This is a genomic window from Methylobacterium sp. Ger2507 (assembly GCF_055231875.1).
The window spans coordinates 4399583-4425786 of the sequence record NZ_JBUYVC010000001.1; the positions used below are offsets into that span (position 1 = coordinate 4399583).

Sequence of the window (26204 nt, forward strand, 5' to 3'; positions counted from 1 at the left end):
CCGTTGACGCTTCCGGAGGTCCCGACGCAGGGGCCTCCACCCTGACGGCGACGACTTCGAGGAAGACCGTTTGGCGCGCACTGACCCGATCCGCTCTACGCCCGAGATCTGTGAGGTCGAGCGTCGCCGATGGATGTTCAGGCATCCCGTAGCCATCCGCATCACGCACTGGGTCAATGCGGTCTGCCTCCTGATCTTGCTCATGAGCGGCCTGCAGATCTTCAACGCCCACCCGGCCCTGTACTGGGGCAAGGTCTCGACCTTCGACACACCGCTGATGGCAATGGCGTCGACGGAGGACGATCCGCCCAAAGGGGTGACGACGGTCTTCGGACAAGGCTTCGAAACGACGGGCTGGCTCGGCTCATCGACGGGCTTCAACGGCGAGCCGGCCGACCGTGGATTTCCCGCCTGGGCGACGCTTCCCAGCGACAAGGACCTCACCGGGGGTCGCTCCTGGCACTTTTTCTTCGCCTGGGTCTTCGTCCTGAACGGCCTCGCCTACCTGCTCTACGGGCTGGTCAGCGGTCAGCTTCGATTCCGCCTGATCCCGTCGCGCGACCAGGTCCGTCATTTCGGCGCGTCGGTGTGGGAGCACCTGACGCTGCGCTTCCCGCAGGGCGACGAGGCCAAGCGCTACAACGTCATTCAGAAGCTCACCTATCTCGTCGTTCTGTTCGTGCTCCTGCCGGTGCAGGTCCTGGCCGGCCTCGCGATGTCGCCGGCGATGGACGCGGCCTTTCCCATCCTGCTGACGCTGTTCGACGGGCGCCAGTCGGCCCGCACGGTGCACTTCGTCGTGGCGGCACTGTTGGTCCTGTTCGTCGTCGTGCACGTCGCCCTGGTCCTGCTCTCGGGCTTCTGGAACAACATGCGCGGCATGCTCACCGGTTGGTTCGTCATCGAGCACCAAATCGAGCCGACCGGCGCCCCGGAGGAGCGTCGGGCATGAGCCCTTTTCCCAGCCGACGCACCCTCCTGACGGGGGCGTCCGCGACGGCCGCTGCGGCCATGCTCGGCGGATGCGACCGCCTCGGCAACGCGGCGTGGTTCCAGCGCACGCTCAAGACCGGCGAGGACGCCAACCTGTTCGTGCAGCGCCTGCTGCTCACCGACCGGACGCTGGCACCGGAATACGCCGAGACCGACATCTCGCCGTGGTTCAAGCCGAACGGCACCGAGGACCCGCCGGACAGGGCGTACAAGGCCCTGGCGACGGGCAAGTTCGCCAAGTACCACCTGGAGGTCGATGGCCTTGTGGAGGCGCCCTTCAAGCTCTCTCTGGCCGAGCTCCGCAAGCTTCCCGCCCGCACCCAGATCACCCGGCACGATTGCGTCGAGGGCTGGAGCGCCATCGGCAAATGGACCGGGGTGCCGCTTGCTGACCTCTTGTCCCGGGCCAAGCTCAAGCCCGGGGCGCGCTACGTGGTGTTCCACTGCGCCGACACCATGGACCAGGGCAATGCACTCGAAGGCGGGGGAGACGGTGAGGAGACTGACGAGGCTCCCGCCGGCAACGCCAACCCGAGCATGACCAAACAATCGGGTAGCGGGGAGAGCAGGAAGGACTCTGGCGGCCAGCAGGCGACGGATGATGACGCGGCCAGCGGCGGATCGCCGGTCCGGTATTACGAGAGCATCGACCTCGTCGACGCGTTCCACCCGCAAACGATCCTCGCCTACGATATGAACGGCCAGGCGCTTCCGGTCTCAAACGGGGCCCCGCTGCGCCTGCGCGTGGAACGCAACCTCGGCTACAAGCAGGCGAAATACGTGATGCGCATCGAGGTGGTCGAGAGCTTCGCCCACCTCGGCGATGGCAAGGGCGGCTACTGGGAGGACCAGGGCTACGCTTGGTACGCCGGCATTTGAGTGAGAACGGACGTGTCGTCTTCGTTTCCGCGAGCCTGGAAAGCGCAGCTCTCTCCTGGCGAACTCCGGTAGGGCATTCGCGGCGACATCCGACGCTCGCAAAACTGCAAAGTACGGTCGGCTCCGCGCCGCCTAGCTGGCTATCAAACCGGCGAGGCGGCCTCGAAGCGTCCAATATGGGCGACCCGCGGACCTGACTGGCACGCCCGGCCTGACGAAATCTGCGACGGACCAATGTTCGGACTGCAGCGCGAACATTGAAGGACAATGCCGTCATGTCCCTACATTCTGAACGCCTCGGCACGGGCCGGCCGCTACTGATGGTCCATGGGCTGGGGGCCAATCTCCGCACCTGGGATCCGCTCTTGCCCGCATTGCGCGGCTCGCGCGAACTGATCTTGGTCGACCTGCCGGGACATGGCAGATCGGCCTCGCTCCCGGGCCGGCAGACGGTGGAGGCCTATGCGGACGCGCTTACCGGCTTCGTGAAGTCGAAAGGCCTGACGACAGCGGACCTTGTCGGCAGTTCGGTGGGGGGCCGGCTGGTTCTGGAGCTGGCGCGGCGGGGCATCGGTCGGCACTGCGTGGCGCTCGATCCAGGCGGTTTCTGGCGCGGATGGGAAACGCGCTGGTTACACTGGTCGCTCGCGGCATCGATACACCTGGTGCGATTGCTGCGGCCCTTCCATCCCGGCCTGTCACGCCACGCCGTCACCCGTACGCTGCTGCTAGCCCAACTGTCGGCCCGTCCATGGGTGCTGCCACCGCAGCTTGTCGTAGCGGAACTGCAAAGCCTGGCGGCCACACCGGTGTTCGATGCGATGCTGCGTGAGCTGGCACGCGGACCGTTGCAGCAGGGTTCGGTGACGACCCCCGGCCTTGTCACCATAGGCTGGGGCCGCCAAGACCACCTTCTGCTGCCGCGCCAGGCTGCACGCGCCCAGGTGGCATTCCCGTCGGCCCATCTGCACTGGTTCGAGCGCTGCGGCCACTTCCCGCACTGGGATCAGCCTGCCGAGACGGCGCGCGTAATCCTTGAAACGATCGGGAAGGATGCGCCCTGAAACGGCTTGTTGCTCACCTAAGCTCGCGGTCATCCCCGGGTCGTCAAGCATTTCAGCCGAGCTTGCCGCCTCCGCTCAGCAACCGGTCCATGGTCCAGTCTTCCATTACCGAGAAAACGAAGCAGCGCTTCGAAGCCAACTCATGGCGCAGCCGACCTCAGGCAGACTTTCGATGGACGCAAGGTCATCCGGGAACGGTCCGCGGCCGTCCCTCGATATTCGGAACGGGATCTCGTTTCAGACTCAATACGTAGTACCCAGAGTCCGCCGCCCTCTCTCCTGCCGCGGTCCGCTTCATTTCACCGATCACCGTGAGGAAGACCATGACCTACCTTCTATACGCCCCCGGCATCGAGAAGCCTGCTGCGGACGAGCAGAAGACGATTGACGGCATCATCGCCGGCATGACGCAGCAATCCGAGACGGTGGAGAGGCGCGAGCACCATGCGGTGCGGGCCAGCCATGCAAAGAGTTCGGCCTGCGTCACTGGCGAGTTGACGATCGCGACCGGCCTGCCGCCCGAACTGGCTCAAGGGTTGTTCGCCACTCCCGGCACCCATCCCGTCGCGGTTCGCTTCGCTCAGGGACCGGGCGAGACCCTAAGTGACCGGGTCTCAACCCACCGCGGAATGTCGATCAAGGTTTTCGACGTCCTTGGCGAGAAGCTGCCCGGCCACGCGGTCGACACCCAGGATTTCGTCCTCGCGACCGGGACCACCTTTCCGTCCGGTACGGCGGCGGGCTTCCTGCGCGACGGCACTGTCATCGGCAAGTCGACTGGTCTGCCGGAGGGCGTGAAGAGCGCGGTGTCCTCCACCATGCGCAACCTCAACAAGGCGCTGCATGCCTTCGGCACCGAGAGCGCGCTCGCCGACTTCTTCGGGCACCCCTACAGCCACCCGCTGGCCGACAGCTACTTCAGCCAGGCGCCGGTACGCTTCGGCGTTTACGTTGCCAAGCTCGGGGCTGTACCCGCGAACGAGTCCCAACGTGCGCTGTCCGAGTGGCGGCTCGACCCGCACCAGGACGAGGACGGCTTCCGGCACGCCACCGTCGCGTTCTTCCGGGAGAACGAGGTAGTGTTCGAGCTGAAGGCGCAGCTCTGGGCGGATGCCGAGCGGCAGCCCATCGAGGACGCCTCGGTCGACTGGCCGGTCTCGGTCAGCCCCTACCGCACGGTGGCGACGCTGCGCCTGCCGCGTCAGGACGCTTACTCGCCGGATCGGGTGCGCTACTTCGACGAGGTGATGACTTTCCGCCCGGCGCACAGCCTCGCGGCGCACCAGCCGCTCGGTTCGGTGATGCGGGCACGCCTCCAGGTCTACCGGGCGCTGAGCGACTTCCGCCACCGCGAGAACGGCGTAGCGGCCGAGGATTCCGCCAGCATCGACCGCATCCCGGCGTGAGGAACGGCGCGAACAGCGCCTCCGTTAAATGACGACATTCAGAAGGATGATGACATGAGCTTGCAGGGCAAGAAGATCGCGATCCTGATCGCACCGCGCGGTACCGAGGAGCCGGAGTTCGCCAAGCCCCATGAGGCGGTGAAGCAGGCCGGGGCGACCGTGACGGTCATCGGCCTGGAGGCCGGCGAGGCCGAGACCGTGAACAACGACCTCGATCCGGCCGGACGCTACCAGGTGGACAGGATCATCGAGGGAGCGTCAGCGGCGGACTACGACGGGCTCGTCATCCCCGGCGGCTGCGTCGGCGCCGATAAGCTCCGGGCGAGCAAAGATGTCGTGGCGTTCGTTCGGGACTTCTTCGCCGCAGGCAAGCCGGTCGGCGTCATCTGCCACGGGCCTTGGACCCTGATCGAAGCGGACGTCGTGAAGGGACGGACGCTGACCTCCTATCCCACGGTCCGGCGCGACATCGAGAACGCCGGCGGCACCTGGGTCGACGAGGAAGTCGTTTGCGACAAGGGGCTCGTCACGAGCCGCACTCCCGAGGACCTCCCGGCCTTCTGCGCCAAGATCGTCGAGGAGTTCGCGGAGGGCCGCCATCCCGAGCAGGCTCGAAGCGCCTGAGGGGTCGGGTAGCCAGCGATCCGCTCTTGAGTCTCCGGGGCGGTCGATGGGCCGCCCCGGGCCATACCTTGACGACGTCCCGTGGCCGGGACGCCTTCGCGGAAGCCTCCATCAGCCCTTGATGGCGCCGATCTGCTTGAGGATGCCGAGCTCGTCGGATGAGCCCCACCGCTCGACCATCTTGCCGTCGACGAAGCGGCCGATCTGCATACCACGGACCTTGATGGCCTTCCCGGTCGGCTTGTGGCCGTTGAAGTCGCCCTGGTGCGTGCCGGTGAGCGTGTAGGCGAAGGCGACGCTGTCCCCGTCGGCAACGAGCTTCTTCACCTCGACCTGCATGTCGGGGAAGGCGGAACGGAGCTGCGTGAAGAAAGCCTGGTATCCCTCGGGACCCATGTGCTGGCCCGGCGCCGGGTCGTGGTCGTGGCAATCCGGGGCGACGACCTCGGGGAAGGCATCGAACCGACCGCCGTTGACGAGTTCACCGAACTTTTCGGTCGCTTGGATGCTGGTCTCGCGGGACATGGTGTTCCTTGGGGTTTGAAGGCAGCGACACGGCGCTGGGTATCTCGACTCACGGGAAACTCCCGCCACGGTCGGACGTTGCCGATGCCGCGCACGACCAAGTCGGGATGACCGCTAGGCATGACGCCGGATCGCGGCGCGGTAACCAGTCGGCCGCTGGCTGGGACAGCAGGCCTATCTCGCAGCACAACGCGACGAAGCGGGCACAGACGCGCCCGATGGCCGATCCGTTCTGCCGGCGGAACTCGACCATGGTCTTGTGATCGGGCGACAGCTGGCCCGTCAGCCACATGACCTCGACGTTGCAGTCCGCTTCACGCTCCAGACGTCGGCTCGACGGGACTCGGTTGAGGTATCCGTAGACGTAGAGCTTCAGAAGTGCGGCCGGATGGTAGCCCGGTCGTCCCGTCGCCGCCGCATCGACGCCCGCCAGGCCGAGAGTGCCAAAATCCAGCGCCTCAACGAAGGCATCGAGTACGCGGACCGGGTTGTCCTCGGCGATCCAATCTTCAAGACAAGGCGGGAAACAGCGTCATTTGATGGCGCTCGGCACCGACCACAAACCGTCCCATGCCAGCCTCCGATCATCCCGGAAAAAACTACCATCATCGGCGTTTTGACACAGCCAGGGTCGGAAGCGGTCCCCGCGGTTATATCCGCTTCGATCTATCCGCCACCCGAAAGCGGACTGGCGGAAATCCACCCATTGCGGATGTTCGTGGCGGGTACTCCAGACCCAATCCGAAGGGGAACGGCTCTAGGGCGTCTCTGCAAAGTCATGTGAGCCAGAGCATGGTCATGCCGAGGGCGACCATGGCGAGTTAGTTTGTGGCCCGCTTCTCGTAGCGGGTGGCGATGCGGCGATATTGCTTGAGGCGTCCGATCAGCCGCTCGACCTTGTTGCGCTCCCGGTAAACGGCCTTGTCGAAGCCGGGCTGACGCGGCTGATCCTTGCGGGTCGGGATGACTGGCTCGATCCGGCGCTGCCTAAGGCGGCAGCGGGCCGGTGGACTGGAGTAGCCCCGGTCCCCGCAGGTTCGGTGGGGACGCAAGCGTGGGCGCCCTCGGCCAGAGCGTGGCACCGCCTCCTTGTCCATCAGCGCGTCCAGGGCGAACTGCTCGTGGCGCTCGCCGGCCGTCAGCACCGCCGTGATCGGTTTACCGCCGCCCTTGGCGCGCAGGTGCAGCTTTGTCGAGAATCCGCCCTGACTGCGCTCGACGCTTCACCGATCCCCTCGACCGTGCCCTTACACCCCGATGGCGCCGGACCGGCGGGCACCGGCGGCGTGCTGGTGGGCGCGCACCACCGTGGCGTCGACGAAGTGCAGGTCCCAGTCGAGCTCGCCTCGGGCATCGGCTTGCGCCTGCAGGCACGGCAGCACCCGGTCGGACACGCCGGCCTTGCGCTAGCGATAGAACCGGCTCGACACGGTCCCGACAGCACCGTAGCGGGCCGGCAGATCCGCCCAGGGCGCGCCCGTGCGCAAGATCCAGAGCATGCCGTTCAGGACCTGGCGGTGATCCTCCGCTGGCCGGCCCGTGCGCGGCCTCTGCGGAGGCACCAGCTGAGCGATCTGCTCCCACTGCGCATCGGTCAGTTCGTAGCGGCCCATCCCGATCACATAGGGGCCATCACACAGCCGTGAACCCTTTGCAGAGACGCCCTAGTCGGAGTAGGACGCTAGGTGCTCGGCCAACTCGACCTTGCGGCGTCTGAACGCCTCGACGTCGCCCGAGCCCAGCATCATATAGGCAGCAGTAGCCACGATTTGCGCGAGATCGAGCGCTTCGTCGCGAACCACGACCTTCCCATCGCGCTTCTGAAGCCCGGCCTCGAAGGCGACCGCCCGAAGGAGCGCGGCGCCCATTTCAGTGGCTTTCGCCTGGCGCTCACGGGACCGCCGGGCACGATCCCGTGCATCCTCCCTTTGACGAGCAGAGCGGGACTGATGCAGCTTGGCGGGCATGGGCTCGATCATGCGGACATTATCCCACCGCGGCATGTAAGGCACCACTCAAGAAGTGGCGCGCCATCGCCACCTGCTACGAAAAGAGTGCCGTCAACTTCATGAGCGTACTTTCCCCTGCTGCAGCTCTCGATCACCTTAAGTGATGACATTCCCGGTCCCCGCAGGTCGACGGGAGCGTCGCCCCCCCAACCAGGACGACGGGATTTTAAGACTGCGCCTCACGAGAGCCCTCGATTAGCCATTGGCGACAATCCAAACCTATTGGGGCCACTATTATTTTAGATTTTCCTACTATTAAATAACGATTATTGGAACATAATTTTGCTCTCGTGCGCGCATCATTGTGCAAGAGATCACGCGTAGGGTCCTCCGCCCGGAAAGAGGTCCAACGTATCGATTTGTACGTCGGAAATTATGCAATTCAAGTTGTAATGGCATTTTAGCGTCTCGCGAAGGACGAACAGTGCCGTCCTTGCTTGCAGGCCGAGTCTAGATCCGGTGTCCCCGCGTCAACTCTGGACACCGCGATCAGCGCCCAGGCCCTTGCCAAGCAGTTTAGTGAATTCAATGAATGCTGCTCCAGGAAATAGGCCGCTCGACGATGACTGAACCACACTGTGGCGGATTTCTGAGCCGAGAGCTAACCTCTTAATTCGGACGAGGAACGCGCCGGATTCGCAATTCGCGAGAGTTGCAGGCCGGATAAAGATTCCTCGCCTTGCTGCCGAATGAATGAACCCATCGCACGGTAACGAAGCGTGACAACCACCCCAGCAATCTCCTCACACATCCGCGACGTACTGGCCCACTTTCCGGGTGCCAAGATCGTCCGCGTCACGGAATTCGAAGAGCGAGCCGCTGAGGAAGCCGCCCGGGAGGCCCTGCGCCCCGTGCTGGAACAGCGGGCCCGCGAAAATGCGTGGAAGCTGGATCGCGCCAAGCAGGACTTCGCCGTCGTGGCCCCCAAGGCGCTTGCACTCGGCTGGAGCATCATGGGACAGAAGCGCACCGGTCGACGCGGTCCGATCACGCTGCTCGCCGGGGGGAAGTCGCGTATGGCTCTGTTGTGGGCGCCGTACGTCTGCACGCGACCGACACTTGACGACGTCCGGCACATGGCCGTCTCAGACAGCCGGTGCAACACGGCCCTGATCCACGGCCCGGCAAGCGGCAACGCGTTTACGATCGACATCGACGTCGGGGGCGCCGAACAGGCCGAGACCGTCATTAGGATTGCCGATCAGATCCTCGGTCGGACAGAGTTTAGGCGCATCGGACGCGCACCGCGCATCGCCTTGATCTATCGAAACGACCTAAGCGACCCCGTCGGCAATCGCACCCACCGCGTCGAGGGCCTCGACGGCCAGGAAGAAGCCCAGGGCATCGAGGTCCTGGCACGCGCCAAGCCCCTCACGATCTTCGGCCAGCACCATAAAACGAGCGCCGTGTTCCAGTGGGTCGGGAAGATGCGTCCGGATACGCACGGACCTGAGCATGCGCCCCTCGTCACGCAGGCCAAACTCGAAGCTTTCCTCTCGGCCGTCGACAGTGCCGGGGTACACATCCCCCAGCTTCGGAACGCCCTCTCGCGCGGCAAGGGTGGTGGCGGCGTGTTTCTTGATGCCGCCCACATGACCCCGTCTGGCTTCGTCCGGCCCGGCAAGTCGACGGCCATGGGTGGGATCAAGTGGGACGCTAAGGGCCGGGTCATCGATGGGAGGGAAACCTACATCCACACCCGGGCGTACGCCTACGTTTGCCGCAACCCGAGCATGGCCCTAACGGTTGAGGGCTGCCACCATCTCGCCGCCGAGCTAAAGGCCGACTGCGAGGCCTCGTTCGCGGGCATGGGCAAGAAGTTCTCCAGCCACGACGCCCTCATCCGCGCCTGCCGCCAGCGCATCGACTCCTCCGCCGCCAAGCTGACCCGCGGCGAGATCGAGATCGAGGGGGTCTACCGGGACGAGACGACGGGACAGGTCAAGGCGACCGCCCGCTCCCCCATTGCCGTCGCCCGCGCCGAGGGCGACGACTTAGCCTGGATTCCCGTGAACAAAGCAGTCTTGCCGAAGGACGTGAAACGCACGCCGCCAAACGCGACGAAGGCGGCCGAGCGCGCTCTGATCTCGCACGAGGCCAGGCTCGTACAGGCCCTGAGAGTCTCCGAAGCCATCGTCGGCCCATGCGAGCACTTCATGCGGACCGTGCGCGAGGGCGTGCGGCTGGGCAAAGACGCCCCGCTGACGCCGGTGGAGCTCCTACGCGCGCCCACCGGTGCCGGCAAGACGTCGACCACCCTTCGGGTGATATCGGAAAACATCGCAGAGCGTGGGCCGGTCGGTGGCCCCATTTTCTTCTTGCAGCCGTCCTACGAAAACCTCGGCGAGAGCGTCCGGCGCTTCCAGGAGCAGAAGGCGGGTGGTCGCAACGTCTTCTTACGGAACGCCTTGGCCGCAGCGCGCGACGTGCCACAGGGGATCAAGTACGGCATCCTCGAAGGCAAGGAGCGGGCGGGCTGTCTGCGCAAGGAGGAGCTCGACGTTCTGTCAAAAGCCGGCATCGCCACCGGCAACCTGTGCCACGCGCTGGTCGACATGGGCGGGGAGCGGAAGGAGGAGAAGTTCTGCCCCCACTATAAGGTCTGCCCGGTCATCAAGGCACGCGAGGCCCTGATGATGGCCGACGTGATATTCGCTCCCTCGACGTTCTCGGTGACGCAGCTCCCCGCCGGTATGAAGAAGCGCGTTGCGGGCGTGATCTGGGACGAGCGCGCCTTCAGCGAGATCCTCCATCACACAACGTTCCCCGTATCCGTCCTCGATGAGAGCAGGGCTCCACCGCGGACGTATAAGCGGCACGATCTAGGCATGTCGGGCGAGGACCTCTCCGTCCATCGCGATGCCGTCGCGCGCATCGCCTCTGCCGCCCTGCGGGCCGGGCGTGACCCGGCCTTCGAGATCTTCGCCACGCAGGGCGCAGCCGCAATGGTCGAGGATGCGATCAAGGTTTGTGGCCGCGCCCAGGACGCAGGACAAAAGCTGCATCCCCTGATGACCCTGAAGGGGATCAAGGCGCTGGCGCAGCGTCCGAAGGGCCGGTGCCTGCGCGAGGAATGGCGTTTCTGGACGGTCATCTCGGAGCGCCTCCTAGGGCTCAAGCTCGATGCCGTCAGCCGCAGCCTCAACGGTGGCGTCGACTTCCCCGTCCGGCGCCTTTCCCGGGGTGATCGCGACATGCGCATTCAGGCCCTCGACGGCGGCAAGACGGTCCGTCTGTCCTGGCGCGCGGACGTCAATTTCGAGGAGACGCCGATGATGCTCCTCGACGCCTCGGCCGATGCCAAGTTGACGTCGAAGCTCTTCGGCGGCCGCGACGTGCAGGTGACGACCATCGACGCTTCCCTCAATTTGCGTACGGTCCTGCTTGCCGACAGCACGTGGGCTACCTCGCGGTTCCGCATGGACTTGGCCGAGGTGCGGGACTCGACGAAGAAGGGGGCCGCGAAGTCCAAGCGAGAAGTCGCCACGGCTATCGCCCGCATGCGCCATGCCGTGACCGCGGCCTCAGTCCTCTACGGCAACGGTCGCGTCCTCGTGGGTGCCCCGAAGTCCGTCCGCATCGCGCTCCAGGAAGGCTGGGCCGAGGCGCCCAACGTCGACTTCGCCCACTACGGGGCGGTGCGGGGCCTGGACTTCGCCCGGGAGCACCTCGCCGCCTTCAGTATCGGGAGGCACGAGTTCCCGGTGAGGATCATCGATGCCCTCGTCGGTGCCCTGACCTACGACGACGAGGTCCCTGAGTGGCCCATCGACCGGTGGGGCGACGGTCTCATGCACAAGGAGGACGGCTCCCTCGTGCTGGACGAACGCGGCTCTCCAGAACGGATTGGGCCGACCTATGTCACCCGGAGCTATCCGCTGCGCGACGGTGGCGACGTATCGGTGCAGGTCACGGAGCACGCCGGAGAGTGGGCCAGGATCGTGCAGATGCAATTCCGCGAGGAGGAGCTCTGCCAGTTCGCCGGCCGCCTCCGACCGGTCTACCGCCTCGGCGAGGCGCCGCTGTGGGTCGCAGGCTCGAAGGTCCTGCCCGCGGGGTTCGTCGTTGATGAGGTGATCTCGCTGGCCGACATCGCGGACCCGGCCCGCCTTGGCGCGGTCTTCGACACCATCCGCCGCACTGGTCTCGCCGACGCCGGGGTGATCACCGACACCGCCTCGGACATCCGGCTGCGCGGTGCGCCTCAGGCTGTCCTTGAGGAAATGGGCCTGCTCGGTCGGGACGTGTCAGGCCGTTGGTCCAAGGGCTTGGTCGCCGTCCGCGCCACGGTCGATGGCGTACCGCTCGACGTCCAAATGCCAGCCTGGGTTGGCGAGGCGAACCTCGTTTCCCACACCGTAGACGCCTACCGCGCCGCCGGGCGCGAGGCCGAGGACGTTGAGGTCCTGGCACAGGGCGCCAAGCCGGAGCAGGGGTATGCCCGGGCCGAAGGTGGCGACAAGGTCTCGACCGAGATCGGCACCCGAGCGGAGCGCCTCGATCAGGAAGCCATCGACCGCGAGGAGACCATCAACCGGGTCAAGCGAGCCACGGCCTGGATGAGCGACGGCGGGGCCGCGATCATGAAGGACACCGATATCGAGGTGCAGACGATCCTAATCCGCCACAAGTGGCGCGCGGACCATGTCGAAGCCGAGGCTAGTACAAGTGAGCCGGTCGAGGGCGGCTCCGAGGGATCGCACGAAGGCCCTCCGGACGAGGACTTTCTCCTTGAGGCAGCGGGGCTCGTCGAGACCTTCTGACCTTCCGGACCTGGCGCGGTAGCACCACCTCCGCCGGGTGCGGCAGCCGAAGCCGCAGCGCGTAGGCAATGCCTTTGGGAGACCGCAGCCACTCGAAGCCCAGGATAAGGCCAACCCTCGAAAAGTCGGCCGCGGCCGGCTTGAGCACGCTCGCCTCGACCTGAGCCGCCTTCGCCAAGCCGGTCACGCCCAACGCTGCCTGCACCTCGGCCGCCGGGATGTCTAACATCAGGTCGCCACGCTTCACCCGACGGGGTTTCCACGCCTTCGGGATGGCAGTGTACGGATCGTGCCAGGCGGCCGCCCGGAGCAGCAACAGTGGGCTGTAGCGACATCGGAACCGCTTCAAGGGACGAGCATCGAAGACGAAGGGCGGCGGCTCGCCGTCGTCCGACGCGTCGGAGAGAGGGTGGGCAGCCGCCGCCAGTGTTTGCTCGATTCGAAGGTGTAGTTCCTGAGTCCTGGGGTGGAGCGACCGGCGGATCGGGCCCCCGGCGACGGAGCGCACGCCAACCTGCACCGGCACGACGAAGCCAAAGCCGGGCTCGCCGCTCAGTGTTGCCTGCACCAGGGCAGCGCGGCCGTAAGCCTTGACGGCGCTGGCCAACACGACGCAGCCGTAGTCACGACACAACGCCTTGCGGGCGACGACGAGCGGCTCGTGCGGTCGTTCCTTTGTTTCTCGCCAATCGAAGCGGGCGGAACGCCAGTCATCCGGGTCCACGTCTCGGCAAGCGGCACGCGAGAGAAGCACCAGCATCATGCGGACGCCCTTGGCATCGACGCGTGAGCCGTGTGGATCAAGCGATGCCGTGGCCTTACATGCCAGCACCAAGGTCGTCGCGAGGGCTCGAGAGAGGGGCAGCATGGGGTGCATCGAGCAGATGGTTGGAGCATCATAAACCTTAGCCCAGCATAGTGCAACAAGTCATTGTAACGTAACGAAACTTTGCCATTCAGGGAACGGGGTCAGGGGTTAGGGGTACCCATCTTCCGTAGGAATGGGGCGCGAAGCGGGGCAAAGCCCCCTCTTGGGGGCGCCGCTCTCATTGATGGTCAGCAGCTTTCCAAGGCGCGCGTGGCGCGAGGCCTCAAGGGCCTCGCTTCGCGCGTGAGGATAAGGCGTTCCGTTGATGGAAGGCTTCTAGGAGGCGCTGACGCGCCGTTTCATAGGAGGCAGACGAAGGTCTCGTCACCGCCGGGATGGCGCGGCGATTGGTGCTTCGCTATGACCGCTCCCGGCCACGCCTGGTAAGGTCCCTCCGTCGCAGTAGGTTCGGCCCGGTCCGGAATCAGCGGCACGCCAGCGAGGCTCCCTGGGCCTCGGCGCGCCGTCGCCGTGCTTTCCTGCCTTGCCAGGCTTGCTCACACCATGCCGGCATGCCTGAGCTGTCGCCCATATCCTCTGCCGCCCGGTAACACGAAGAGGTGCAGGACGGTGCTGATCGCCACCGGGTCCAACTGCAGGCGTTCAGCAAGATCAACGAAGCCATTCTGGCGGCGATCATGACGCTGACGCGGGCGCAGGTCTGGGACGATAGCAGGCATGTTTTCGGTGAGTGAGAGGTCGTGGGCGGCGACGTGGCTGGGGTTTAGTCAACCGCTTCGCCAGAGGCCGGGCCGGGTATCGCAGGGAACTGGATCGGATGTTGGCACGGATTAAAATGTTCGTCACGAACCGAGCTCGATGAGCGCGGAGATGGCAGCGAATCGCCGTGTGTGCTAAACTTTAGACAGTCATCGCGACCTGAACATGGGTTCGGTGCAGCCAACTTGGGCCCGCGCCGATCTGGCCGGGCCCGTCTTTTCACCGCTATACCGGGACGCATGATGATTGGCGTCAGCTTCAACCGAAGCGACGCAGTCGCGAACGCACATCCCGCTTTCAGGGGCTAATCCCATAGACCGCCTCAAGTCGAGGCCGCCACGGTATCGGCGACCTTTGCGTTATACGTGCCAACTGGCTCAGGCTGTAGATCGGCGTTCAAGCATGATTCCATTCGAAGCCCCGCCAAGTATTTAATAAATTAAAAAGATCTGAGATATGGGTAGGGTCAGATCGGCCCCTATTATGCGCCCACCTCGACGGCGAATTCAGTCAAATTGGCAATGGCCTAAGCAGAATTGTGGGAGGGGTCATCCTTCGATGACGATCCACACTAAAGTCCTTGAATATACCGGGTTTAGCAGCGACCGACCCCGACGGGTGGCGAGCAATGGAACGCCTGACACCGCATAAGTTCTTGCATCAAATTTCGGGCTTGTAGGGGAAAATTTCGATAGACACGACCGATCGCCGTGTTCCCGAAGTGCGATTGGCTCGTTGACCAACCGAATAAGAGGGCGCAATAGGAACCTTTCAGATCAGTACGTACCATCGGAGCCTGCTTAGATATCAGTGGTCGATTTTATGACATCAAGCATGGCATCCGATGGTACAATAAATTAAAAATTACAAGTTCTAGCTCCGGGGGGCATTTCTCCTTCTAATATTAATCCCTACTGGCCCACTACGATTGAAGCGAACTCTCATATCAATTTCGACACCTGCCTCGATATCATCGACTTCTCTGTCGTCAAACTCAGATCGGTGAGCAAATATTTTTGCAGGATACGATCCTGTTCTTATAAAGAAAAATCCTTCCCTAACTTGGTCTACACTTCCCGCTAGAGGCGGTATGCGTGCTGTAATCGCGTTGTCGTTCTTAGGCGCAAACTTTCTAAAGCTTTTAGGTGCCCGCCTAGATATATCCTGAAACAAAGTTTCCGATCTTGGAATTTCGCCCTTCAAAAAAAGAAACTGCGCAAGCATATGTCGAGCTTCAAAATTCTGATCATCCATTGTGAAACTACTATTAAGATGGCGCTCCACAGCTGCAAAATCTAGCTCGTCTTTTGCCAAAAGATGCATTGCTAAAGCATAGTGGACCTCTTTGTCGTCAGGTGATCTGTCCAACGCTTCCTGGAGGATGGTATATTCTTTGTCGGGTTTGCCAGTTGCGGCGTGAAGTTTTCCAAGGCGAACAGCTGTACCCATACCCTTGGGCATTTTCTTCCAGGCTCTTTCCAAGGCAGCCATTGCCTTCGCCTTATCTCTCATTCCGCTCCACAAGCGAGCTTCTACTTCCGACATTTCCGCGTCATCGGGAAAATCTTGTTGCGCCCTAGCAAGAGAGGCTTCGGTATCCTTAAGTTTTTCTGCGAAAAAGCGGTCACGGCTTGCGTTCTCACCGTCTTCCAGCTCCTCACTAAGCTCTGTTGTCTCATCCACTAATAATTTACAGGATGTTGATCGAGAAAATCTATCATTTACCGGCATCCTATCAAGTAACTGCCTCGATTGACGGCGGAGCTGCTCCTTCATCACTACTGAGTTTTCGCGATTTGCTCTCTTCCTGGCGACTTCCGCTCGTGTATGTATAAATGTCATGCTGCGGGGTTCGGCTTCCGAGGCAATTTCCGCTAGGGATTCAGCCCGAAGGATATCGCCCTGAAGGTGGTTCGACTCAAAGATCGCCCACTGTTGATATAGATAGTTTTGTTTTGGAGCGACTGTGATCGCCGCCTCATAAATTTCTCGAACCCCCTCAGGGCTATTGAAATGCTCTGCGAGTACCCTTCCTTTGCAAATACTCTCTAAGACGCGGGCATCTGATGTATACCCTACATCCAGCCCCTCAATTAGCCTTACAAACTGATCGACTTTTGACTTGTCGGTATCACAGACCTGACGAAAAATCAGTTCTGCAACCCGCGGATGACGCGTTTTATAGATTTTGTCGCCACTATAATTGTCCGTTCCCGTCGATATCATATCTATCAATGGGTCAAAAAATCTTTTCTCATAATCATCAAAGTCGATGCCACAAATTCTTGATATAGTACCAGCACGAACCGGAACTGCGAACTGGTTCATCGAAGAAATATCTAGATACATCCTTCGCGCTTGATCCGGAAAAACTCGATTATACTCGTCCAGCACGATCTTTTCGAATGGCATTCCGCGTGTGAGCACATGAAGGGCCACCAAGAGCTGCCGATCCGCATGCTCCGGCTTCATAAATGCAGCGATTTGTTCTGCACGTTGCTTGCCTTGAAGTTCTCCAAGGCACGAATGTCTTTTCAAGAGGTCAAGTAGATTTTCAACCTCTGCAGCAGAAAGCCCTTTCATTCGAATAAATTGCGGGGCAATTATATCTTCAAGTCCAGAACAATAGGTTATCCAATCAGCTTCTCGCTCAGACCCCGCAATCATTATAGGTATTTTGCGATTTTTCATGACTTTTAAGAACGGAATAAGCTTGTCGACGTGCAATGAAATTTGATCAATGATAAGGAATATGGGCTTTTGGATATGGTCCCATATTTCTAGAAATATATCTGCTCGTAGCTGGCCGGACTCTTGAAGCCACACTACAGGCGATTTGTATGCCGTTGCGGCATCAAACGCTGCTCGTTTCAGAACGATTGTTTTGCCAGCTCCTGCAGGCCCTCTGACCATGAATAGCATGGGCCCCTCAGGAGAGGTGTTTTCAAGTATTAATTTAAATAATAGATCTTCTGTTATTCGCCTTTTTGCATCTAGTCTTTGGATTATGCACCCCCAACCTGTATCATACCCTGAATAGAAGCGTTCGGCGGTTTGTTCAGGATGAGGCATGGTAGCATGTACCAAGGTAAGATCTTTTTGGAATGACGCTTTTAGTTGATCTGACTCCTCTGTCTGCGTAATATAATAATCTCTTAGTGGAAACTCGGCTGCTCCATGAACTATAGGTAAAAATCGCATTAAAGGCGGTATTTTTTTGCTTAGATCTTCCATGAAGTCCCCGAAACGCGCTACAAACACCTCTACATTTCGAGTCGCCCAATACTTTATATCTTCCTGCTCAGCGTCCGGATCTACCATGTACCACCGGGGCCTGCTCTTTGGTTCAATGCGATTGACAAGATCTCGGATGTGGCTATCCGCAAGACTGTAGCCAATGAATACAATAGGTGATTCTTTTGCAATACTCTTTAATCGGTCAAACAGCCTTGTTCGATTTTGTACATACGTTGTGTATTGCTCCCAAGCTAGAACCAGAGGAATATCTTTATCCAACCTATGATTTAAGCACCCATGTAATTTTAAGTACTGAACTGGATTTAAAGCCTCCATCATTCTTTGCTCGACGGGCTCATCATCTTTTACGAAAGGTATCAGCGTTTGGCGTCTCCGTTTCACGTCGCCATAAGCTGATTCAACAAATGTATCGTAGTTAGTTGTTGCGATGGTTCTCCAAGAAAAATCTGTGAGAGCTTTATGAGCTTCTGATGTAGAATAACCTTGGAACTGAGAATTAACATGCTCAAAAACAATACTTGTACCTTCAGCAGATCCAATCGCCATTTCAGCTACTGACATCAAAGATCGCTTTGGCATTGGCTTACCAAAAAACTTTAATGCCATAGTATCTCTCAATTGATCTCCGTTTGGAGGTCTATCGCCCTTTTCATTGGTGCATTCCTTTGATGCTCCAGCCCCCAAAAATACAACTACGCGTCCGGAGCGTACAGCATCAATAAATACAAAAGGCAGTTCAAATTTTGGGGCTTTAGGGGTACGGGCAGACATGATTGCTCCGGTTCATCCGACTAAGCACTTTTGCACATCGGAAATCGCTATCCAACTACCGCTCATGGGGCAGTTTCGCGCCTCATCCTCTATGGGTGGTCACGGCGATCCAGCTCGCATTGGAGTACCAGACCGCCGTCGACCGCGCCTCGGACAGCAGGCTCCCGCACCTGGCGCACATCGCGTCCGGGTGCGTCATCATCATGGACGCCGAAGCGAACAGCACACTGATCAACGACCGGTTCAAGATGTCCGGGTTCGAGGACGTCTTCCGCGAGGTCGCCGCCCTCATCGCTGGATGGACGGCCCACAAAGCGGTTCGTGAGGGCGCCTAAACCCCCAACACTAGAGACTTCATCACCAACAGTTTCACCCCATGCCTGTTGGTGAAATCGGGCGGATGAAGCCATCCCCTTAGGGGGAAGGCCCCCGCAGACCCACGTGGAGGCCGCCTGGAGTGGGCTCGACGACCCTGGTCAGGGTATTTCACCCCCCCTTTCGGACCGGGCGGGGGGCAGGGAACGCGGTCCACCGGGACCTGAAAATAAATCGGCTGGGACGGTCCAATCGGGTTAATTCTTGCCGTGTGCGCTCGCCGTAGCATTTCGTCATGCTGCGAAAGCACGTCGTCATGCCGTGGCGGCACGTGGGAGGCCGTCCAGGCGCACAGGCTGAGCCCGACCGCGCACAAGATCATCGTGGCCGCGTATTCCCTGTCCATCGCCACGCCCCCGATTCCCCAGGGATGATCGCCCGGTCAGTCCCCGGACGATAGTGCGCCTCGGCCGCTCGGGCACGGTGCCGGCATGACCACGTCGACGTCCAGACCGACTTGGTTGGCCGCCGTGAACCCGCCCGTGGGGCCGCCGCCGACGGGCACGTACGTCCCCCCCAGGTACCCGGCCCGCCCCCGGTATGCGACGCCATCGGCGCGCAGCGTGACGCTCTCCTGACCGCTCCGGAGATCGACCGTTCCGCACCGGATGATGGTGACCCACCCGCCGCGCTTGTCCGGCTCCCCGACGAGGCGGGCGAATCGCGCCTGTGCGGCGCCCGAGGGGACCTGGAGGTTCATGAGCCACCGGTCACCCTCTGACGGGAATGCGTCCTCATGCGAGGACGCCGGAGCCGCGGCGAGCAGCAGTGCGAGCGTCAGAGCAGCGCGTGACATGAACCATCCTCCAGGAACCAGACGGCGGCGGCCGCGGTGACGATTGCGCCGGTGTCCCGGCGGCGGAAGCCCGGCTCGACCGGGCGGTAGCCGACGCGCACGGCGTCGACGGGCATCGCGAGGTCCGCGAGCGTCCCGCGGACCCAGGCATGGACGTCGCGGTCGCCCGTCCGGAGCACACGCTGTCGGGCGCTCTCGCCGACGTGCAGGACGCACTGGGATAGGCTCAGGGACGCCCGGTGCCAGATGACGATGCCGGTCTGCCGGACGCTCCACGTGCGGCGCGTCCGGTTCCAGTAGGCCTGGACTTCAGCGCCGGGAGAGGCCGACATCGCGGCACTCCGGAAGGGGCCGGTACGGGGTCGAGAGGGCCGCTCCGAGCAGCGCGGCCGCCTCACGCATCAGGCCGTCGTCCGTCGCGCAGCCGGCCTGGACGGCCTCCTGCATACGCTGCACCTCAATGCTGGCGGCGGCCAGCGTCAGGATGCTCGCCTTCCGCTCGCGCGAGGCGGTCCGGAGGCATTCCTGGACACGGTCCAGACTGGGAGAGGACGTTGTCATGGCGCCCTCCATCAATGCCGCGGGAGGGCGGCGGGACCGACCTCCCGAGCCTGCAGGATCCCCGCTACGAGGTGCTGGAGCCGGCGGATCGACCCGCCCCGCCACGCATCGGTCAGGGCGCCCATCTCGTCACCGTCGAGGGTCCCGAACCGCTCGTCCTGACCGAGCCTGAGGCAGGTCTCACGGGCGACCTGGGGGGCTAGGACCGCCAGGTGCCCGGGGCCGGGGTCCTCGACGCGGACGACCCGCATCCGGTCGACAAGCGACGCCGGAAGCCCGTCGAGGCTGTTCACCGTGACGACGTGGACGACGTGCCCGACGTCAATCGGGCAGCCGAGCCAGACCGACCGCCACGAACCGGCGGTCTCGGCTTCCCAAAGACCATGGAGCAAATCCGTGATCTTGCCGCTGTTCGTCTCCCTGCTTCCAGAAGCCTTCTCTAGCTCATCGTAGTGGACGAACACCGTCGCGGCCCGGGCTCGGGCAAGAGCGAGCTCGAAAATTCCAGGCTGGGATGAGGACCATCTGACCGATGTACCGAAGGCCGCGGTGTCCCCGACAGCCTCTGCGTTGAGCCGCACGTAGTGGAGCCCGGAGGCCTGGGCGATCTCACGGATGAGGCGGGTCTTGCCGCAGCCGGGTGGCCCGACGACGCAGAGCACGGTGTGGCTCCAATGCCCTCGGCCGCCCTGCATCGCCCGGAGCGCGCGCGGGACAGCCGCGAGCCACGGGGATCGGGCCACGAGCGGCGATTCCCAGGCTGCCCAATCCTCCGGGACTGGGACGAACGGCAGGCGCGCCCCCAGGGCCTCGCCAAGGGTCCGCTTCACGGACGTGACGTTCTCGCCCTTGCCGACGCTGTCCAGAATCGAGTTCGGGAACACCACGACGCCGGGCGACTGCGCCTCGGGCTCGGGGGTCGGCTCCGGCGCCGAGGGGGCACGTCGCACGACACCGGCGCGGTCGTCGTCGATGGCCTCGGCGTGCGTCTCCGCGCGGGTACCGGCTGTCATGCGGTCGCGCGTCAGGATCTTGCGGCCCCGTTCTAGGCACTCGCGGATGAGCGGCAGGGGACGCCCGGGACGAGATGTCCGGGGCTCGTCGACCTGCGCCAGGTAGGCCCGGGCGCCGATGGCGAAGGGCAGGAACTCATTGAGCCCTAGTGCGACGCAGATCTCCGCGTTCGCCGCCTGACGGGCCAGCGCGTCGCGGTCCCCGCACGCGATCAGCCCGACGTCGCACAAGTTTCCGAGACGTGCCGCGTCCGTCGATGCCGGTTCGATGTCGATGTCGGCGTCGAACCCGTCGTAGCGGTCAAGGCGCTCGATGAGATCGCGACACTCTCGGCTGAGGGTCTCCACGGCGGTGCGCACGTGCACGAGCGTAAACGTGCCGTGACTGTACGCGTCCTCGATTGCGCATGCCGAGCTCAGCAGGTTGGCCAAGCCGTTACAGAAGAAAACGTCGTCATCCGCGTTCCAGCCGCGCGGCGGCACGGGGCAGCGTGCGGCCAGCCACAGGAACAGCGGCACGAACGGATGCAGGTCAGATCGGTCGGGAGGGGCGGCCTTCCCGCTTAGGATGTGATGCGCGGATAGAGGCTCGGCCGCCTCAGAGCGGTTGCATGTCTTCACGGGTCTTCTCCGGTTCTTCCGGCGGCGCCCAGGCGGTAAAGACCGACCTTTGCGCAGCTAACCAGACGACCGAAGCGACGAGGTCTTAAGCGACCGTTACTTGAGTCCACCGTCCCTGTTGGAGATCGACCTCCCGACACGGACACGGCGGAGCGTGTCTATGACGTTCGCCGCGGCCTCCTCGGCGTCGTCTAGGTCCTGTTGCACGCCGATGTGCTTTCCGTGCTGATCGGCGTACTGCGCAAGCGCGGAGGCCAGCAGTCCGGCGCCGATGGGATCGGGGGACGACGCTAGGTCGCCAAGGGCCACGAGGATGCCCGGGTGAAGGCCAGACTTCTCGATGCGGTCCCGCTGGGTCGTCCTCCGGTTGAGGCCGAAGGCCAGTGGCAGGGCATGGGTCCACCCCCCGGGCCAGACGCGCATACCGGCCTCGTCGACGGCGGCTACCAGGGCGATGTTGACCTCGGCAGGGTCCAGCGGCACCGGGCCATCGTCGATAAGGAGGTGCGGGCGCCGCTCCGGGTCGTACGCGAGCGCCTGGTGCCCAACGCGTCCGACGGCGGTCCAGCCGTCCGGACGGGGCCAGAACTCTGGGTCCAGATATTCAAGGTCGATCCGCATGCGCCCCACCGTAGCAGACGCCGCTTAACGCAGGGGAAACCCTGTCACGATGAGGCGCCACGGGATTCCCTCGGTCGTAACCCGACGCCCCCAGGATGCCGGCACAGGAGAGAGCCATGCCGACCATTCGCCGCCCCTCATGGCGCCCCCGCACGATCCACGGATACAAAGTGGAGGCGAGGATGACGACGTCCAATCTTGAGCTCGAATGCGACCTCCAGTGGCAGCGGGCCGACTGGACCGACAAGGCGCGGGCTCTCCTTATCCAGCGTCCCCTGACTGCTTGGTTCGTGCGCCTGCCCAAGCGTGACACGCATTTCGCCACCCTGATTGAGTTCGGTGGACTGCGCACGCCGGCAAACAGACCCTGGCATGACGCCACGTACGATGCGAATTTCCCGATGACGACTTGGGACCCACCCATGATGGCGCACGACTACGAGTACCATTTCTCAATCGTGGACGGGCACATTACTGGATACCTCAATGGCAACCCTACACGGTTGTGGAGTGACGTTGCGGAATACCTCAAGGTCAGCCTGATCCCTGATGAGGACAAGGACGCCCTGCGCGCGTTGGGCACGTTGGGCGGCATCGGAGGTTAGCCCGCCCGCACGGCGCGCGCCCGGTTTGGCAATCGCGGGCGACTATACGAATCGCGGTTTCTCCGTACCCTCCATTGGATGCGCTGCGGCGCCGGGGCCTGCCGAGCGGGCCGAGACGAAGGGGTCCCCGGCCAGGTGCTGGGGGCCCCTTCCGATTCCGGGAGGGGAACTTGGCTAACGCAACCACACTCCGAGTGACGCTCACTGGGCCGCCAGAGGTCATCGCGGCCGTCAAGGCCAACCACATCGTCAAGAATACCAACTCCAGCTTCGACGGAACCCCTGTTCGTCTATGCTTCAACACCTTTGCCAAGTGGCAAAGCCGGGACTTGGCCTACGAGAACTGGGGTAGCTGCTACAACGCGGATGGCTTCGAATTCATCCGTGACGAACCGGGCGAGATCGAGATGCGCTTCGACGCCTCGAACGGTGACGCCGAGCCCATCTTCCAGCAGATCGCGCGCCGGTTCCCCGAGTTCTACGGCCGGGTGCTCGGCATCGAGGAAGGCGGCTCCTACTCGTGTTCGGGCGTCTTCACGCTGGGCTCGTTCGTCTACCGCCACACCGAATGGTCGAAGCTGTCTACGAGCAGGTCCATGGCCATCCGTACGAGGAGCCCGAGGACGACGAGGAGGCCGCCTGACATGGCCGAGGCATCCCCCTTCATCACCATGGCCATCGACCAAGCCCGGGGCAGCGACGACCCGGCGCGCACGAAGGGGCAAGCCCGGTTCGAGTGGGTCCCCATGGGCGAGGCCGACCCGGCCTTTCCCGCGCCCGGCCGAGTGCGCCTCCCGGAGCTCAGCGCCGCCGAGTTCCATCGCCGGTACGTCGTCAATCGCGAGGGCATCGTCGGCCGCGACTCTGACCTGCCGGCAGTGGGGTCCTTCCTTGGCTGAGACCAGACCAAACGACGAGATGATGGCCAAGCTGGCCGCCGCCAGGGACGCCATCGAGCTCGCCGCCGCCGACCTGCTCGCGCACACCGAGGGCCTCGCCATGCTCGCGATGATGGCCCGGTTCCGGGAGGAACACCCGGAGACGGCTGGTATCGGGGAAGGCGTGTCAGCCATCTTCGGCGGAGAGGATGGACGCAGCGCCTTCCTGAGGAACCGCCCGGCCGAGGACGCCTACTGGCGCATGGTCAGCGCGGCCGCCGCGTTCGCAGGAACCAAGGAAGCCCAGCTTCAGGCGGTGGCGATGACGAGCTTCGTCCTGCGCGGCCTTCGCGAGGCGGTCGAGGACGTTGTCGGACCCTACCGGAAGCCGCCCCCTCCGGTCGACAAGGTCGCCGAGGTCATGGGTGACCGGCACCCTAGCGTGAAGCCCGAGGCCGTCCACCACCAGGCATGGCGAGACTACCTCATGGCATCGACTGCCACCGAGGGCAGAATTCCCCGAGGCCTCGATTGAGTAGACGGTAACCCCCGGCGGCTACGGTGACGTGAAACCGCAGCCGCCGGGGGTTACCGTGTACGACGACGACGAAGAGGACGAACTGACCGCTGAGACCCGGTCTCTGAACAAGCGACTCGATGCCATCTGGAAGCGCGAGGCGGTCCTCGAAAAGCGCAGGCTGGCTCTTGAACGCGCCGAGGCCGAGCTCGCCGCGGACCTGCGTCAGGTCCTCATGTGCGCCAAGGTTCGGCCCGACACGTCGCACGAGTACGCCCTGCGCATCATCGAGGTCCACATCTCCGACCTCGGCATGCAGTGGTTCAAGGACCAACCGAAGGTCGACGGACACGTCCGGTGGTGCCAGGAGGTCGAACGGCACGGCGGTCCGCAGATCGATCCGGACTGGCTGCGGGTCTACCTGAGGGACCACCTGTCGGTGCCGTACAACGGCAGCGAGCGGGAGATCAGCCACATGGTGTTGGAGGCCGCGGTCATCCTCGGGAGCCGCATCATCCCCCCGGACGGCGTCCTGCAGGACCTGGCAACCGGCAAGCCAATCGTCCTGGACCCGGTCCATGTCGATGTGCCCATCGAAGGCAACCCGTTTGAGGACCTCATGTGACCTGCCCTAGAGCAGCCTGAAGTCCCGGGCGTTGTCGAGGCGCCATTGCCGGGTCTGGTCGAGCTCCCCGTAGACGGAGATCCGGCGGCCTTCGGTATGGGCCTGGACAGCCTGGAGGTACTCCTCGGGCCCTAGGGAGACCCGGACGTTCCGGGTGCCGAACTCGTCGCTCACCCACTCCACGATGACGTCCTGCAGGCCGGAGATGCTGTACAGGTCGGCCGGCGTCTCCATCGAGTGCAGCGTCCGGACCTTGCCCATGATGGTCCGCCGCTTGTCGTAGTCGACCGCCCGCAGGACCTTCGCGGCCTCCTGGAGGATGCCCACCCCGCGGGCCTGGCTGATGGTCATGACGGGCGCGTCGCCGAGGTCAGCCGGCACGCCCCACTCCGGCGAGAACAGGATCTGGAACCGCACCTCGCTGACCTGGGGCTCCGACACCAGGGCGGTGAGCTCCTCGACCGCGTTCGCGTTCAGGCCCGTCCCGTACCCCTGCGTGATCAGGGTCGGGTCCTCCTTCGCAATCGCGGCCTCGACCGTGCGCAGCCCGCGGGCGAGGCGCTGGACGACGAGCCTCTCCAGCGGCGGGGCGACGAGCTCCTCGCCCATCGCGAGGGCCTGGACGTCCCCCTCGTCCGGCGTCCGCGAGCCGACCGGGGACTCGATGGTGAACCCGAAGCTGCCCCGGAACGTGTGACCGAAGCGGCAGTCATTTGCGTAGCGCTGGGCCACGGAGCTGACGCGCTGGTAGAACGGCCCGGCGTGGAGCTCGGCGTGCGCCGACGCTTCCAGGGTACCGTGCATCCGCTTGATGAACGTCTCCGCGGTGCCGAGGCGGATGGTGTCCTGACGGATCGCGGAGTCGGGCAGGCGCGACCGCACCAGGTCGTAGCTGATCGCGCGGATGGCGGCGGCGACCGTCTCGAACGGGCGCTGCTCCATGTCCGTGAGGGTGACGAGGGCCGAGGTCAGCCGCTCCCGCAGGTCACGGACCTGCTGCGTCCCGGGAAGGAAGATCTCGACCGGGTCGCCGTCACCCTTGGCGAATAGGACCGCGCCGTCGCGCAGGACCGAGCGCCTCCAGCCGGTGACGGCGAGGTACCGCTTCAGGGAGCCGAGCGGCACGCCCTCGATGATGTCGACCGGCGCCGTCATGATGCCATGGCCTCCTCACGGGCCATCAGCATGACGTCCCTGAGGCTGGCCGGGGTCAGCACCTGGGACCGCGGGATGCGGATGCGGACCTTCGACGAACGCTCGGTCGGCGGGCCCGCGGGGCGATACCAGTAGCAGCAGTTCCGCAGGTGCAGGTGCTCCTCGGACCCGACGACCCAATCGGACGCGTCGGGCGGCATGCAGAGCAGGATGAGGATGGCCATGGCCTGGGTCCTTTCCCTGTCCGTGAGGATGACGTGCGCCCGGGCCGAAAGGTCGTAGACAACCACGTCGTCCTCGTGGCGCCACTTCGTCGTGGCCTTCATCTGGAAGTCGACAGGGAACGCGGTCTGGATCAGCCTCCCGCCAAAATCCTTTACCGGATGGAACGTCCCGTCGATGCCGTAGTCGAAGGTCGTCTTGGCCGCCAGGTTCAGCCCGTCCGCGCCGGCGAGGGCATGGACGTAGGCATTCGAGATGGCCTCCTTCGCATGCTCAGGGGTGATCAAGACCAAGCCCGGTCGTTCGAGATTTCAGTGACCTGAGGTTCTCACAGT

Annotated in this window: 23 protein-coding genes and 3 pseudogenes; 13 read left to right on the top strand and 13 right to left on the bottom strand. The window is 63.3% G+C overall.

Annotated features, from left to right (window positions below):
• Nucleotides 1-133 precede the first annotated feature (133 nt).
• The 5 genes from ACV7NL_RS20380 to ACV7NL_RS20400 all read left to right on the top strand — a co-directional run bounded on the left by ACV7NL_RS20380 (nt 134) and on the right by ACV7NL_RS20400 (nt 4966).
• Nucleotides 134-952, top strand: a complete 819-nt coding sequence (locus ACV7NL_RS20380; protein ID WP_463356704.1) for a cytochrome b/b6 domain-containing protein — start codon at nt 134-136, stop codon at nt 950-952.
• Nucleotides 949-1872: a molybdopterin-dependent oxidoreductase gene (locus ACV7NL_RS20385; protein WP_463356705.1), complete on the top strand. Its 924-nt coding sequence runs from the start codon at nt 949-951 to the stop codon at nt 1870-1872. The genes ACV7NL_RS20380 and ACV7NL_RS20385 overlap by 4 nt, the downstream gene beginning before the upstream one ends.
• Nucleotides 1873-2147: 275 nt before the next feature.
• Nucleotides 2148-2936 carry an alpha/beta fold hydrolase gene (locus ACV7NL_RS20390; RefSeq protein ID WP_463356706.1) on the top strand — a complete coding sequence of 263 codons (789 nt, stop codon included), beginning with the start codon at nt 2148-2150 and terminating at the stop codon, nt 2934-2936.
• Between the two features lie 323 nt (nt 2937-3259).
• Complete coding sequence (locus tag ACV7NL_RS20395; protein ID WP_463356707.1) at nt 3260-4342, top strand: catalase family protein; 1083 nt, start codon at nt 3260-3262, stop codon at nt 4340-4342.
• 54 nt (nt 4343-4396) lie between these two features.
• On the top strand, nt 4397-4966 hold the full coding sequence (locus tag ACV7NL_RS20400) for a type 1 glutamine amidotransferase domain-containing protein (RefSeq protein WP_463356708.1): 570 nt from the start codon (nt 4397-4399) through the stop codon (nt 4964-4966).
• Nucleotides 4967-5077: 111 nt separating this feature from the next.
• On the opposite strand, the gene ACV7NL_RS20405 is transcribed toward ACV7NL_RS20400, so the two are convergent.
• The 4 genes and pseudogenes from ACV7NL_RS20405 to ACV7NL_RS20420 all read right to left on the bottom strand — a co-directional run bounded on the left by ACV7NL_RS20405 (nt 5078) and on the right by ACV7NL_RS20420 (nt 7470).
• The gene (locus tag ACV7NL_RS20405) at nt 5078-5491 is read right to left on the bottom strand and encodes an ester cyclase (RefSeq protein WP_463356709.1); all 414 of its coding nucleotides are present in this window, start codon (nt 5489-5491) and stop codon (nt 5078-5080) included.
• Nucleotides 5492-5657: 166 nt separating this feature from the next.
• Nucleotides 5658-6063 (bottom strand): annotated as a pseudogene (locus tag ACV7NL_RS20410) (transposase); the annotation flags it as partial.
• A gap of 249 nt (nt 6064-6312) precedes the next feature.
• Nucleotides 6313-7104 (bottom strand): annotated as a pseudogene (locus ACV7NL_RS20415) (IS5 family transposase).
• A 51-nt stretch (nt 7105-7155) separates the two neighbouring features.
• Nucleotides 7156-7470: a hypothetical protein gene (locus ACV7NL_RS20420; protein WP_463357206.1), complete on the bottom strand. Its 315-nt coding sequence runs from the start codon at nt 7468-7470 to the stop codon at nt 7156-7158.
• A gap of 29 nt (nt 7471-7499) precedes the next feature.
• Here ACV7NL_RS20420 and ACV7NL_RS20425 point away from each other — a divergent pair.
• Together ACV7NL_RS20425 and ACV7NL_RS20430 are read left to right on the top strand one after the other, a co-directional pair.
• A pseudogene (locus ACV7NL_RS20425) lies at nt 7500-7604 on the top strand (IS5 family transposase); the annotation flags it as partial.
• A gap of 615 nt (nt 7605-8219) precedes the next feature.
• On the top strand, nt 8220-12263 hold the full coding sequence (locus tag ACV7NL_RS20430) for a hypothetical protein (protein WP_463356710.1): 4044 nt from the start codon (nt 8220-8222) through the stop codon (nt 12261-12263).
• Here the strand turns inward: ACV7NL_RS20430 and ACV7NL_RS20435 are convergent.
• Nucleotides 12160-13131: a hypothetical protein gene (locus tag ACV7NL_RS20435; protein ID WP_463356711.1), complete on the bottom strand. Its 972-nt coding sequence runs from the start codon at nt 13129-13131 to the stop codon at nt 12160-12162. The two genes, ACV7NL_RS20430 and ACV7NL_RS20435, sit on opposite strands and share 104 nt — an antisense overlap.
• A 560-nt stretch (nt 13132-13691) precedes the next feature.
• Here ACV7NL_RS20435 and ACV7NL_RS20440 point away from each other — a divergent pair.
• Entirely contained in the window at nt 13692-13826 is a 135-nt protein-coding gene (locus tag ACV7NL_RS20440) for a hypothetical protein (RefSeq protein ID WP_463356712.1), read from the top strand.
• An 898-nt stretch (nt 13827-14724) separates the two neighbouring features.
• Here ACV7NL_RS20440 and ACV7NL_RS20445 read toward each other — a convergent pair.
• Entirely contained in the window at nt 14725-17880 is a 3156-nt protein-coding gene (locus ACV7NL_RS20445) for a P-loop NTPase (protein ID WP_463356713.1), read from the bottom strand.
• 95 nt (nt 17881-17975) lie between these two features.
• Between ACV7NL_RS20445 and ACV7NL_RS20450 the strand changes: the two genes are divergently transcribed.
• A complete protein-coding gene (locus ACV7NL_RS20450) occupies nt 17976-18215 on the top strand; it encodes a hypothetical protein (RefSeq protein WP_463356714.1) in 240 nt (79 codons plus the stop codon).
• Between the two features lie 422 nt (nt 18216-18637).
• Here ACV7NL_RS20450 and ACV7NL_RS20455 read toward each other — a convergent pair whose 3' ends face one another.
• The 5 genes from ACV7NL_RS20455 to ACV7NL_RS20475 all read right to left on the bottom strand — a co-directional run bounded on the left by ACV7NL_RS20455 (nt 18638) and on the right by ACV7NL_RS20475 (nt 21867).
• Nucleotides 18638-19051 carry a hypothetical protein gene (locus tag ACV7NL_RS20455; RefSeq protein ID WP_463356715.1) on the bottom strand — a complete coding sequence of 138 codons (414 nt, stop codon included), beginning with the start codon at nt 19049-19051 and terminating at the stop codon, nt 18638-18640.
• Nucleotides 19033-19383, bottom strand: a complete 351-nt coding sequence (locus tag ACV7NL_RS20460; RefSeq protein WP_463356716.1) for a hypothetical protein — start codon at nt 19381-19383, stop codon at nt 19033-19035. Before ACV7NL_RS20460 ends, ACV7NL_RS20455 begins: the two co-directional genes overlap by 19 nt.
• Nucleotides 19361-19612, bottom strand: coding sequence for a hypothetical protein (locus tag ACV7NL_RS20465; protein WP_463356717.1), 252 nt, complete (start codon nt 19610-19612; stop codon nt 19361-19363). Before ACV7NL_RS20465 ends, ACV7NL_RS20460 begins: the two co-directional genes overlap by 23 nt.
• Nucleotides 19613-19623: 11 nt before the next feature.
• A complete protein-coding gene (locus ACV7NL_RS20470) occupies nt 19624-21246 on the bottom strand; it encodes an AAA family ATPase (RefSeq protein WP_463356718.1) in 1623 nt (540 codons plus the stop codon).
• A 96-nt stretch (nt 21247-21342) separates the two neighbouring features.
• A complete protein-coding gene (locus ACV7NL_RS20475) occupies nt 21343-21867 on the bottom strand; it encodes a hypothetical protein (RefSeq protein ID WP_463356719.1) in 525 nt (174 codons plus the stop codon).
• Nucleotides 21868-21983: 116 nt separating this feature from the next.
• Between ACV7NL_RS20475 and ACV7NL_RS20480 the strand changes: the two genes are divergently transcribed.
• The 4 genes from ACV7NL_RS20480 (at nt 21984) to ACV7NL_RS20495 (ending at nt 24492) form a co-directional block, all read left to right on the top strand.
• Nucleotides 21984-22472: a hypothetical protein gene (locus ACV7NL_RS20480; protein ID WP_463356720.1), complete on the top strand. Its 489-nt coding sequence runs from the start codon at nt 21984-21986 to the stop codon at nt 22470-22472.
• 170 nt (nt 22473-22642) lie between these two features.
• Nucleotides 22643-23371 carry a hypothetical protein gene (locus ACV7NL_RS20485; RefSeq protein ID WP_463356721.1) on the top strand — a complete coding sequence of 243 codons (729 nt, stop codon included), beginning with the start codon at nt 22643-22645 and terminating at the stop codon, nt 23369-23371.
• A 19-nt stretch (nt 23372-23390) separates the two neighbouring features.
• Nucleotides 23391-23885 carry a hypothetical protein gene (locus ACV7NL_RS20490; RefSeq protein WP_463356722.1) on the top strand — a complete coding sequence of 165 codons (495 nt, stop codon included), beginning with the start codon at nt 23391-23393 and terminating at the stop codon, nt 23883-23885.
• Between the two features lie 31 nt (nt 23886-23916).
• Complete coding sequence (locus tag ACV7NL_RS20495) at nt 23917-24492, top strand: hypothetical protein (protein ID WP_463356723.1); 576 nt, start codon at nt 23917-23919, stop codon at nt 24490-24492.
• Nucleotides 24493-24498: 6 nt separating this feature from the next.
• Here ACV7NL_RS20495 and ACV7NL_RS20500 read toward each other — a convergent pair whose 3' ends face one another.
• Together ACV7NL_RS20500 and ACV7NL_RS20505 are read right to left on the bottom strand one after the other, a co-directional pair.
• Nucleotides 24499-25647 (bottom strand): hypothetical protein, encoded by a 1149-nt coding sequence (locus ACV7NL_RS20500; RefSeq protein ID WP_463356724.1) that lies wholly within the window; start codon nt 25645-25647, stop codon nt 24499-24501.
• Nucleotides 25644-26156, bottom strand: coding sequence for a DUF4365 domain-containing protein (locus ACV7NL_RS20505; RefSeq protein WP_463356725.1), 513 nt, complete (start codon nt 26154-26156; stop codon nt 25644-25646). Before ACV7NL_RS20505 ends, ACV7NL_RS20500 begins: the two co-directional genes overlap by 4 nt.
• Between the last annotated feature and the right edge of the window lie 48 nt (nt 26157-26204).